The 11,489-nt window shown below is 70.2% G+C and carries 8 protein-coding genes; 7 read left to right on the top strand and 1 reads right to left on the bottom strand.

What is annotated here, in order from left to right; all coding sequences use genetic code 11:
- The coding region (locus QR77_RS42905) for a M23 family metallopeptidase (RefSeq protein WP_150130581.1) at positions 1 to 748 on the top strand (748 nt) is incomplete at its 5' end.
- A gap of 47 nt (positions 749 to 795) precedes the next feature.
- Here the strand turns inward: QR77_RS42905 and QR77_RS25265 are convergent.
- The gene (locus QR77_RS25265) at positions 796 to 3,339 is read right to left on the bottom strand and encodes an ATP-dependent DNA helicase (RefSeq protein WP_040024385.1); all 2,544 of its coding nucleotides are present in this window, start codon (positions 3,337 to 3,339) and stop codon (positions 796 to 798) included.
- A gap of 286 nt (positions 3,340 to 3,625) precedes the next feature.
- Between QR77_RS25265 and QR77_RS25260 the strand changes: the two genes are divergently transcribed.
- The 6 genes from QR77_RS25260 (at position 3,626) to QR77_RS42395 (ending at position 11,284) form a co-directional block, all read left to right on the top strand.
- Complete coding sequence (locus QR77_RS25260) at positions 3,626 to 4,783, top strand: C40 family peptidase (RefSeq protein WP_040028615.1); 1,158 nt, start codon at positions 3,626 to 3,628, stop codon at positions 4,781 to 4,783.
- Positions 4,776 to 5,891 (top strand): hypothetical protein, encoded by a 1,116-nt coding sequence (locus QR77_RS25255; RefSeq protein WP_040028614.1) that lies wholly within the window; start codon positions 4,776 to 4,778, stop codon positions 5,889 to 5,891. Before QR77_RS25260 ends, QR77_RS25255 begins: the two co-directional genes overlap by 8 nt.
- A 142-nt stretch (positions 5,892 to 6,033) precedes the next feature.
- Positions 6,034 to 7,185 carry a hypothetical protein gene (locus QR77_RS25250; RefSeq protein ID WP_063798077.1) on the top strand — a complete coding sequence of 384 codons (1,152 nt, stop codon included), beginning with the start codon at positions 6,034 to 6,036 and terminating at the stop codon, positions 7,183 to 7,185.
- A gap of 65 nt (positions 7,186 to 7,250) precedes the next feature.
- Positions 7,251 to 8,768: an amino acid permease gene (locus tag QR77_RS25245; RefSeq protein ID WP_040024384.1), complete on the top strand. Its 1,518-nt coding sequence runs from the start codon at positions 7,251 to 7,253 to the stop codon at positions 8,766 to 8,768.
- Complete coding sequence (locus QR77_RS25240; protein WP_040024383.1) at positions 8,768 to 10,171, top strand: glutamine synthetase family protein; 1,404 nt, start codon at positions 8,768 to 8,770, stop codon at positions 10,169 to 10,171. The genes QR77_RS25245 and QR77_RS25240 overlap by 1 nt, the downstream gene beginning before the upstream one ends.
- A 135-nt stretch (positions 10,172 to 10,306) precedes the next feature.
- Positions 10,307 to 11,284 (top strand): hypothetical protein, encoded by a 978-nt coding sequence (locus QR77_RS42395; RefSeq protein ID WP_052489042.1) that lies wholly within the window; start codon positions 10,307 to 10,309, stop codon positions 11,282 to 11,284.
- Positions 11,285 to 11,489: the final 205 nt, after the last annotated feature.

Genomic DNA, 11,489 nt, shown 5'->3' with positions numbered 1-11,489 from the left:
CGGCCGCGGCCGCCGCCGTACGCCCGCCAGGCGCTCCGCGCTCCTCACCATCGCCGTGCCGTCCGCCTGTGTGATGGGCGTCGCCGGGATCGCCGCCGCGTCCGTCGGCGGGCTCAGCGGTGGCGAGGACACCCAGGACGACACGAACACCACGGCGGCTGCCGACCCGGGTTCGGTGAAGGCCGTCGCCGCCAACAACAAGATGGACACCCAGCTCGAAGCCCTCAGCGCCGACGCGCGCGACTTCGGCGACCGCGCCAGCCGTACCCAGGAGCGCATCGACCTGAAGGAGCGGCAGGAGGCGGAGAAGAAGAAACGCGAGGCGGAAGCCGCCCGCAAAGAGGCCCTGCGGCCGAAGTTCGTCCTCCCCGTCAAACAGCACGGTCTCAGCGCCTACTTCGGCCAGGCCGGGGTCAACTGGATGTCCGTGCACACCGGCATCGACTTCCCCGTCTCGTACGGCACCCCGGTGATGGCGGCGACCGACGGCACCGTACGCACCCAGTGGAACAGCGCCTACGGCAACATGGCCATCGTGACCTCCCCCGACGGCACCGAGACCTGGTACTGCCACCTCAGCAGCACCAAGATCCGGTCGGGTTCGGTCAAGGCCGGTGACGTCATCGCCTACTCCGGCAACTCGGGCAACTCCACGGGCCCGCACATGCACTTCGAGGTACGGCCGAACGCCGGCGCGGCGATCGACCCGCTGCCGTGGCTGCGCAGCCACGGCCTCAACCCCGAGTAGCACCGGGCGGCCGGCCCGCCCGGCCACCCGCCGCCCGGCCCGCCCCGCTACAGCTTCTGGACCGGCGCGTACCGCAGCAGCAGCCGCTTCGGCTTCTCGTCCCCGAAGTCGATCGTCGCCTGCGCGTCGGCGCCCGTCCCCGTCACGGTCACGACCGTGCCGAGGCCGAACTGGTCGTGCGTGACCCGGTCGCCCACCGTCAGCGAGATCACCGGCTGATCCGTCGTACGCCGCGTGGCGAAACCCGAAGCGCCGCGCGAGCGGGACGACGACAGCGACGACGACACGCTCGACGTCGGCCCCGCCGGGATCTGCGCCCCGGTCCGCTTCCAGTCCAGGTGCTGCCCCGGGATCTCCTCCAGGAACCGCGACGGCGGGTTGTACGAGGGCTGCCCCCACGCGCTCCGCATCGCCGAGCGCGTCAGATAGAGCCGCTCACGGGCGCGCGTGATCCCCACGTACGCGAGCCGCCGCTCCTCCTCCAGCTCCTTCACCTGTCCGAGGGCCCGCATGTGCGGGAACACACCGTCCTCAAGGCCCGTCAGGAACACCACAGGGAACTCAAGGCCCTTGGCCGTGTGCAGCGTCATCAGCGTGATGACGCCGGAGCCGTCCTCGTCCTCGTCGGGGATCTGGTCGGAGTCGGCGACGAGCGCGACGCGCTCCAGGAACTCGGCGAGCGTGCCGGTCGTCGCACCGGCAGCGGCGGCAGGGTCGTCGGCAGCGGCGCCACCGTCATCAGCCCCGCCATCGGCAGCAGCGCCACCGTCACCGTCACCCTGCGCGTTCTCGGCCCGCGCGTTCTCCGCCTGCAAGCGATCCTGTTCGAACTCCAGCGCCACCGCCGCCAGTTCCTGCAAGTTCTCGATGCGCGTCTCGTCCTGCGGGTCCGTCGACGCCTGAAGCTCCGCCAGATACCCGGTCTGTTCGAGCACCGCCTCCAGGACCGTCGCCGGGCCGGCCCCCGACTCGACGATCGTGCGCAGCTCCTCCATCAGCGTGTTGAAGCGCCTGACGGCATTGGTGGAGCGCGCCGCCATGCCGTACGCCTCGTCCACGCGCCGCAGCGCCTGCGGGAAGGTGATCCTCTCGCGCGCCGCCAGTGCGTCGATCATCGCCTCGGCGCGGTCGCCGATGCCGCGCTTGGGCACATTGAGGATCCGGCGCAGCGGGACGGTGTCCTCGGGGTTGGCCAGCACCCGGAGGTAGGCCAGCACGTCGCGGACCTCCTTGCGCTCGTAGAAGCGCACGCCGCCGACGACCTTGTACGGCAGGCCGACCCGGATGAAGATCTCTTCGAAGACACGGGACTGCGCGTTCGTACGGTAGAAGATCGCGACGTCGCCCGCCTTGGCGTCGCCCGTGTCCGTCAGCCGGTCGATCTCCTCGGCGATGAACTGCGCCTCGTCGTGCTCGGTGTCGGCGACGTAGCCGACGATCTGCGCGCCGGCTCCCGCGTTGGTCCACAGGTTCTTCGGGCGGCGGCTCTCGTTGCGCTCGATGACCGCGTTGGCCGCGCTGAGGATGGTCTGTGTGGAGCGGTAGTTCTGCTCCAGCAGGATCGTCGTCGCGTTCGGGTAGTCCTCCTCGAACTGGAGGATGTTACGGATCGTGGCGCCCCGGAACGCGTAGATCGACTGGTCGGCGTCACCGACGACACACAGCTCGGCCGGGTCGTCGCCTTCGCCCGAGGGGCCGACCAGCTCGCGCACCAGCGTGTACTGGGCGTGGTTGGTGTCCTGGTACTCGTCCACCAGGACGTGCCGGAAGCGCCGCCGGTAGTGCTCGGCGACGTCCGGGAAGGCCTGGAGCAGGTGGACGGTGGTCATGATGATGTCGTCAAAGTCCAGCGCGTTGGCCTCGCGCAGCCGCGACTGGTACATCCGGTACGCCTCGGCGAGCGTCTTCTCGAAGCCGTCGGCGGCCTGACCCGCGAAGGTCTCCTCGTCGATCAGCTCGTTCTTCAGATTCGAGATCTTCGCGCTGAACGCCTTCGGAGGGTGACGCTTGGGGTCGAGATCGAGGTCACGGCAGACCAGCGCCATCAGCCGCTTGGAGTCGGCCGCGTCGTAGATCGAGAACGACGACGTGAACCCGAGCCTCTTCGACTCACGGCGCAGGATCCGCACGCAGGCGCTGTGGAAGGTCATCACCCACATGGCGTTGGCGCGCGGGCCGACCAGCTCCTCGACGCGCTCCTTCATCTCGCCGGCGGCCTTGTTGGTGAAGGTGATCGCCAGGATCTCCCCGGGGTGCACCCGCCGGCTGCCCAGCAGATGAGCGATCCGGTGCGTCAGCACACGCGTCTTGCCGGACCCGGCCCCGGCCACGATGAGCAGGGGCGATCCGGTGTGCACGACGGCGGCGCGCTGCTCGTCGTTCAGCCCTTCGAGCAGCGCCGCCGTGTTCACGACGGTGCGCGGGGCGCCGTCGCGGTGGTACGGATCCCTGGCCGCGGGCACGTGGAACGCTCCCTGGAAGAGGTCGTCGGGCACCTGCTCGGGCTCGGTGTCCTCGGGCGGCGGCGGGGGCTCGTCGCCGTCGGGGGGCTGGAGGTCCGCCAGGAACTTGTCGTCAAAGAGGCTGCTCATCGCTTACGAAGTTTAGGCCGCCGCACCGACAGCCCGCGCCCGCCCAGCCGAATCCCGCCTCCCGGTCACCGAGAGTGAGATCACGTTCTCCATACGCGAAGGTAACGAAAATGTATCGGGCATATCGCGCATCAACCTTCACAGCAGCACCACCGTGTGACTAAGTTGCTCGATCAGGCGACGACGCGCCCCTACGGCGCGTCCCGACGCCGCACTCCGACGCCGTACCCCCGGCAGCGCACCGCCCGAGCGGCCGGCAGGCGGTCCATGGAAGGAGATGCCGATCGTGGCATCGCATCGCAAACCGCGCACCCTCAGCGGCCTACGGTCCAACTCCCCCGCTGTCGGTTTCACCACCCTCGCGCTCGCCTCCGTCACGCTGCTCTCCACGCAGAGCGCGGGCGCCGCGCCCACCAAGCCGAAGCAGTCGGTGGCCGAGGTGCAGAAGAAGGTCGACGCCCTGTACCGCCAGGCGGGTACGGCGACCGAGAAGTACAACCAGGCGAAGGAGTCGACGGACAAGCAGAAGAAGACCGTCGACGCGGTGCTCGACGACGTCGCGAGACGCACCGACAAGCTGAACGCCGCGCGCCGTACGCTCGGCATGTACGCGGCAGAGCAGTACCGCGAGGGCGCCGTGACCCCGACCGCCGCCCTGATGTTCTCCGACAGCCCCGAGGCGTACTTCGAGCAGGTCGAGCTGATGGACCGGCTGACGCACCACCAGAACAGTGACATCTCCGCGTTCCAGAAGCAGCAGGCCGCCGCGGGCAAGAAGCGCGCCGAGGCGACGAAGAGCCTGGCGGCGCTCACCACCTCCCAGGCCGAGCTGCGGTCGAGCAAGAAGAACGTGCAGGACAAGCTCGGCGAGGCGCGCACGCTGCTGTCGAAGCTGACGGCCGCCGAGAAGGCCCGGCTGGCCGAGCTGGACCGCCAGAAGGAGGCCGAGGCCAAGCGCAAGGCCGAGGCGAAGGCCAAGGCGGAGCGGGCGAAGCAGCAGGACACCCCGCCGTCGACGAGCGGCGGCGGCACAGGTACCGGGTCGGGCACGGGCACCGGGTCGGGCTCCGGGTCCGGTACGTCGGCCGGCAGCTCCACCAAGGCCGGCAAGGTCCTCGCCTTCGCGCGCGCACAGCTCGGCAAACCGTACGTCTGGGGCGCGACGGGCCCCAGCTCGTACGACTGCTCGGGCCTGACCCAGGCCGCCTGGCGGGCGGCGGGCGTGTCCCTGCCGCGTACCACCTGGGACCAGGTGAAGGTCGGCACGCGTATCGCGACGGACGATCTGCGCCCCGGCGACCTGGTCTTCTTCTACGACGACATCAGCCATGTCGGCATCTACATCGGCGACGGCATGATGATCCACGCGCCCAAGCCGGGCGCGAGCGTCCGCGAGGAGTCGATCTACTACATGCCGATCTACGGGAGTGTTCGCCCTGCCTGAGACCCCGGACCCGGCGTCGCGCGACGCGCGCCGGGCCGTTCACAGTGATGTCTCCACCACCCTGGCCCTGTACGGCGACCGCGCGCTGCGCGAGCTGGTGGACGGGGCGGCGCCGCTCGGCACCGGGATCGGCGGGAAGTCGGCGCTGCTGGACGTCGGGGGAACCCCCGTCTTCGTGAAGCAGGTGGTCCTCACCGATCTGGAGCGGGAGGCGGCCAACTACCGTTCCACCGCGAATGTGTTCGGGCTGCCCCCCGTGTACCAGTACGGCGTCGGAGGACCGAGTTTCGGCGTCTGGCGGGAGCTGGCGGCGTACACCATGACGACCAACTGGGTGCTCGGCGGCGGCCACGAGGGCTTCCCGCTGATGTACCACTGGCGGGTGCTGCCCGACCTGACGCTGCCGCTGCCCGCCGAACTGACCGACGTGGAGCGGATCGTGGCGCACGGGGGCGGCGAATCGGCGGTACGCGGCCGGATCGAGGCGCTCCGGCAGGCGTCGGCCTGCGTCGTGCTGTTCCTGGAGTACATCCCGCAGAACCTGCACCAGTGGCTGGGCACTCAGGTGGGGACGGGAGCGACCGCGGACGGAGAGCACGCGGACCGGGCCATCGCCATGGTGGAGCGGGAGTTGGCGGCCGGAACCGCCTTCATGAACGCCCGTGGGCTCCTGCACTTCGACGCCCACTTCGAGAACATCCTCACCGACGGACACCGCCTCTACTTCACCGACTTCGGCCTCGCCATCTCGTCCCGCTTCGAACTCTCGCGCGCCGAGGCCGACTTCTTCGATGAGCACCAGACGTACGACCGCTGCTACACCATCAGTTGGCTGGTGAACTGGCTGGTCACCGCGGTGTACGGATACGGCAGACAGGAACGCGGCGCGTTCATGCACGCGTGCGCCGAAGGCCAGAGCCCCCCGAAGACCTCCCCGGTCTCCGGGAACGTCCCGGAGGCGGCCAGGGCGATCCTGACCCGCCACGCACCGCTCGCCGCGCTGTTCTCGGACTTCTACGGGGGAATCCTGGACAAGGGCCGGGGGATCCCCTATCCGCTGGAGGAGATCCGCCGGATCGGCCGGTCGTACACCCCGCCCATCGGGTGAGTACGAGCCCGCCCCCCGTCTGAGTACCGCGACGGTGCCGCCAACTCCCCTACCGGAGTTGGCTGTTACCCATGCCTGAGGACACAGTGCACACCCACACGCACGAAGAGGCGCACCTACCCGGCCCCACAAGGAGCTGATCATGGGCGAGTCCGAGTGGCGCCCCGTGATGCGGCCGGCGGGCGCCGACACCGAGCTGTACGTGGTACTTGAAGAGGTCGCCTCCGGACGGTGGATGGCGATGCGGAGTCTGCTGGCCGATACCGACGTCTCGCGTGACCGGTCGCGCTGGACGTACCGCAGCCAGGTGCTCGGGGCGGCGGCCGCCGGGTCCGACGTGGTCGAGGCCTGGGCCGCCGACGAGCCGGGGCCGGACGCCTCGGTGATGCGGGCCCGGGTCTCGGTGGAGCGCGCGTTACGGGCCGGCCGCGCCCGGCACGGGACGGCGGAGGCGCTCTGGCACACGGCGCTGGCCGCGTGCCGTACGGCGGTGGACGAGGCGCCGGACAATCCGGTGCCCTGGATCTGCTTCCTCGCGCTGGCGGTGCTGGACGAGGACCAGCAGGTCGGCGAGCACCGGATGCGCGCGCCCGACCCGATGCTGCCGCCGGGCCCCTGGGGGCTGCTGCGGCGGGCGCACGAACTCGACCCGTACAACCGCGAGGCGTACCACCGCATGATGCTGTACTGGCTCAGCCGGCCGGGTCCCGGGGCCGTCAGCCAGGCGGACGGATTCGCGCGCTGGGTGCTCAGCAGCGCCGAACAGCCTGCCGCGGCAGCCCTGTTGATGCTGCCGGTGTATGTACGTGTCGAACGGTGGCTGCGGCTGCCGCGCGAGACGCTCGACATGCACTGGCTCAACAGTTACGCGATCCAGGACGCCCTGATCGCCTACGAGGGCTGGTTCGCCCTGACCGCTCCCGACGACAGGTCGCTCCAGGACCTCAACCACTTGGCGCACGCGCTGTGGGCGGGGCAGCGATTCGCCGAGGCGGGGCGGGTGTTCGAGGCGATGGGACGCCATGCCACCCCCCGGCCCTGGCAGTTCCGCCTCACCGACAACGGCGGACCGGGCCAGCCGGGTCAGCCCGGTCAACTGGCCGAACTGATCGCGCGCTGCCGGGCCCAGTGCCTGAGCGCCGCCGACAGCGCTCGCGACACCGCTCGCGACACCGCTCGCGACACCGCCAGGGACGAAGCACCGGAAACCACACCGGATCGATCACGCGGCGGCGGCAGCGCGCCGTCCGGGCGACATCGTCATCGATCCGGGCCCAGAACTCTGTTCTCCTGACAAAGAATTCCTGATACCAACTCATAACACGAGCCCCCTAGGACACACACGCAAAGGAACGTCCCTTGTCTCCCAGCGCAGACACCAGGTCCTCACGGCCCGACACGCCAGACGCGCAGCGGCTCCGTGAACTCGGTTACCAGCCCGTACTGGCCCGCCGCATGGGCGCGTTCGGCAACTTCTCGATCAGCTTCAGCGTCATCTCGGTCCTGACCGGCTGCATGACGCTGTACGGCTTCGGGATGGGCACCGGCGGACCCGCCGTGATGATGTGGGGCTGGGTCGGCGCCGGAGGCATGGTTCTGTTCATCGGCATGGCGCTCGCCGAGGTGACCAGCGCGTACCCGACCTCGGGTGCGATGTACTACATGGCGCGCACGCTGGGCGGACGCCGCTGGGGCTACTACACCGGGTGGGTCAATCTGCTCGGTCTGCTGGGCGGCCTCGCCGGCAGCAGTTACGGCGCCGCCGCGTTCATCGGCGCGTTCCTGAATCTGCGCTTCGGCATCGAACCGACCCCGGGCTCCACCCTGTTGATCCTCGCGATCATCCTGGTCGCGGTCGCCGTGATCAACCTCTGCGGTGTCCGCGTGGCCGCGTTCTTCAACGACCTGAGCGTGTGGTGGCACCTGGTGGGCGTCACCGCGATCGCCGGCGGCCTGTGGATCCTGCCGGACAGCCACCAGTCGCCGAGCTTCGTGTTCGGCAAGTTCGTCAACGACACGGGCTTCAGCAACCCCTTCTATGTCGGCGCCATAGGGCTGCTGCTGACGATGTACACCTTCGGCGGGTACGACGCCTCCGCGCACCTCTCCGAGGAGACCACGCAGGCCGCCGTCTCGGCGCCGCGCGGCATCATCCGGGCCATCGTCTGGTCCTGGATCGGCGGGTTCATCCTGCTCGGCTCCCTCACCTTCTCCATCCACGACTACGCCGCCACCCAGGCCAGCGACACGGGTGTGCCGCCCGCGCAGATCCTCATCGACTCGCTCGGCACCAACGGCGCGACCGTCGGGCTGCTGATCGTCATCGGTGCCATGTTCTTCTGCGCGGTGGCCGGCAACACCTCGGCCTCGCGCATGATGTTCGCCTTCAGCCGGGACGGCGAACTGCCGTTCTCCCGGATGTGGCGCAAGGTGCACAGCCGCACCATGGTGCCGTACATGGCCGTGTGCCTGACGGCCGTCGTGAGCTTCGCCGTCACCGTGCCGTCCCTCTGGTCGAGCACCGCGTACGGAGCGATCACCGCCATCGGCGTCGTCGGCATCACCCCGACCTACATCATTCCGGTCTTCCTCAAGCTCCGGCACCCGGACCGCTTCGTGCCCGGGCCCTGGAACCTCGGCCGCTGGAGCAAGCCGGTCGGCTGGACCGCCGTGATCTGGGTGACCTGCTGCACGATCCTGTTCTGCCTGCCGCAGAGCCGCCCCATCACCTTCTCGACCCTGAACTACGCCGCCGCCGCCCTGATCGGCGCGCTCCTGCTGGCGACCGTCTACTGGCCCTTCGCCCGCCGCGCCCACAAGATCCCGGCGCAGCCCAGCTCCGCGCGTGACATCCAGCAGATGCAGGACATCATCTGATGGCGGCCGCCCCTCCCGCCCAGCCCGCTCCTTCGGGCCGGCTCACTCTGGAGGCCCTGCGCGCCGAGGCCGAGGCGGGCAGCATCGACACCGTCGTCCTCGCGCTGCCCGACATGTGGGGGAAGCTGACGGGCAAGCGCTTCGACGCGCTCCACTTCGTGAACCATGTCGCCGGCCACAGCGCCGAGATGTGCTCGTACGTCCTGGCGGCCGACGTCCTGATGAACCCGGTCGACTTCCCCTTGTCGAACTGGGCCAACGGCCACCCCGACCTCCAACTCGTCCCCGATCTGGACACCTTGCGCGTGGTGCCGTGGATCGAGGGGGCCGCGCTGGTCCACGGGGACGCCTGGATGGACGGCCGTCCGGTGTCGGTGGCACCCCGGCAGATGCTGCGGCGCCGGCTGGAGCGCCTCGCCGAACGCGGCTACACGGTCAAGGTGGGCCTGGAGACGGAGTTCGTCGTCTACGAAGGGGCGTACGACCGGCTCGTCGGCGAGGGCCCGCGCGCCGCCCGTCCCCTCTCCTCCGGCAACCGCGACTACGCGCTGGACCACGATCCGCGTACGACCCGCTTCCTGCGCACCCTGCAACGCCATCTGCGCGGCGCCGGGCTGCCCGTGGAGGCGGTGAAGACCGAGAGCGCCGGGGGCCAGGTGGAGATCACCTTCCCGTACGGCGATCCGATGGCGGCGTGCGACCAGCACACCCTGCTCAAGCACGCGGCCCGCGCGACTGGTTACGAGACCGGCACCTCCCCGACCTTCATGGCGTCCCCGACTCCCGGTGTGGGCAGCGGACTTCACCTGCATGTCTCGCTGTGGGACGAGGAGGGCCTGCCGGTCTTCCCGGCGGCCGGCGGCGAGATGTCCGCCGTCACCGAGCACTCCGTCGCCGGTCTGCTGACGGCCCTGCCCGAACTCGCCCCGCTCTACGCCGGCAACGAGAACTCCTACCGCCGCTACAGCCCGGAGACCTACGCTCCGACCACGGTCACCTGGGGCCTCGACAACCGCACGTGCGCCGTACGGGTGGTGGGGCCCGGGACCGGCAACCTCCATCTGGAGGTCCGTACGCCGGGCGCCAACGCCAACCCGTATCTGGCGCTGTCCGCCGTACTCGCGGCGATGGAACACGGCATCGACCAGGCACTCAAGACCCCGGCGGCCACCGTCGGCAACGCGTACGAACAGAACCTCGCGCCCGCCCTGCCCGGCTCACTCGAAGCGGCGACGGCGGCGTTCCGTACGAGCCGGCTCGCCGGGGACCTGCTCGGGCACGAGGTCGTCGAGCACTACACCCTCGCCGCCGGGATCGAGACCGAGGCGGCCGACGCCACGGCGGGCGCAGGGCGCGACGAGGTCACGGCGGCCGAGTGGGAGCGGTGGTTCGCGCACGCCTGAGCGGCCGGGCCCCCGCGACACACGTACGGGGCCCGTCCGTCGGCCGCGCGCGGAACAGACCGAACACGGAACCGGCCGCCGCGGAACCGGCCGAACGCGGAACAGACCATGTGCCAACGGCGCTAAGGTCGCGCCGTGAAAGACGAGCCTTCCCCTCTCAGTGATCTCTTCGCGGCCTTCCCGCCGCTGCGGCAGTACGCCAGGACCGCCGTACTGCTCGATCCGGTCGCCGGGGCACCGGCCCCGGGCGACAGCTCGATCGGGGGCTCCCTGCTGTGGCCCTCCGCCGAACCGTGGCCGGTCTGCGACGACGACCATCTCGTCGAGTACCGGAAGGACCTGACCCCCGCGGAGCGCGCGGAGTTGGAGCGCATCAACCTCCGGCGCGCCGAGCAGCGGCGGCTCACCGGGTCCGGCCGGCCGACGTCGGCTGAGTTCGACTTCGTCGGACGTCTGATGGAGGGGCACCCCGGCGGCGCGCTCGACCTGGTGGCCGCGCAGATCACCTCGTACGGCCCCGAAGTCCCCAAGCAGGACGTCTCGATGCTCCCGCTGACGCAGGTCAGGCGCGCGGACGTGCCGGGGACACCGGACGGTTTCTGGCCCGGGGACGCGGACCTGCTCCAGGTGTTGTGGTGCCCCAACGACCACGCCGAGCCGGCCGGCCAGGACCCGCACTACTACGGGCCGACCGTGGCGGTGCGCTGGCGCCGGGAGGACGAGCTGGGGGACGTGCTCACCACCGTCCCCGAGCCACGGACCCGCAAGGACGTCTACTCGCCCAGGACCTGCGCCCTCGCCCCCGCCGAAGCGGTGGATCTGCCCGACCCCCAGGAGCTTCCCGCCGAATGGCGCGAGCGGGTGTCCCAGTGGGGCGACGACGTCGGGTATCCCTACCAGCGCACCTTCGCCTGCCAGGAGGGCTGGAAGCTCGGCGGCTGGCCCACCTGGCATCTGACGACCCTGCAGAGCGTCGACTGCGTGTGCGGGAGCGGGATGAGCCTGATGCTCAGCGTGCCGAGCGGCGGCCCCGCCGAGGTCCGCCCGGGGACGCTGCAGATCTTCCGCTGCGCGGCCGACGCCGGACACCCGGTCAGGCTGATCGCCCAGTGATCCGGGCGGCGGCCCCGACGGGACGCCCCGTGCCGTTGCCGCCGTTGTCGCCGTATCGGTCAGGTCCCGCCGCAAGCGGTGATCTTGCCATGGCTCCATGGTCGTCATCTGTCACCGAATGTCTTCCTCCGGTCAATTGCGGCCATGCGATGCCGCCCCGTGACCTGGCGCCTTAGCGTCCTTCTGCAGGTGGCCGACTTCCACC

Origin of the sequence: Streptomyces sp. 150FB (assembly GCF_000818195.1) — a bacterium.
Taxonomy (GTDB): Bacteria; Actinomycetota; Actinomycetes; order Streptomycetales; family Streptomycetaceae; genus Streptomyces.
This window is presented reverse-complemented; position numbering and strand designations above follow the sequence as displayed.

Excerpts from the sequence above, each read along its gene's own strand:
- QR77_RS25250 (WP_063798077.1), top strand. The coding sequence starts at position 6,034 with ATGGGCGAGTCCGAGTGGCGCCCCGTGATGCGGCCGGCGGGCGCCGAC.
- QR77_RS25265 (WP_040024385.1), bottom strand. The coding sequence starts at position 3,339 with ATGAGCAGCCTCTTTGACGACAAGTTCCTGGCGGACCTCCAGCCCCCC.
- QR77_RS25240 (WP_040024383.1), top strand. The coding sequence starts at position 8,768 with ATGGCGGCCGCCCCTCCCGCCCAGCCCGCTCCTTCGGGCCGGCTCACT.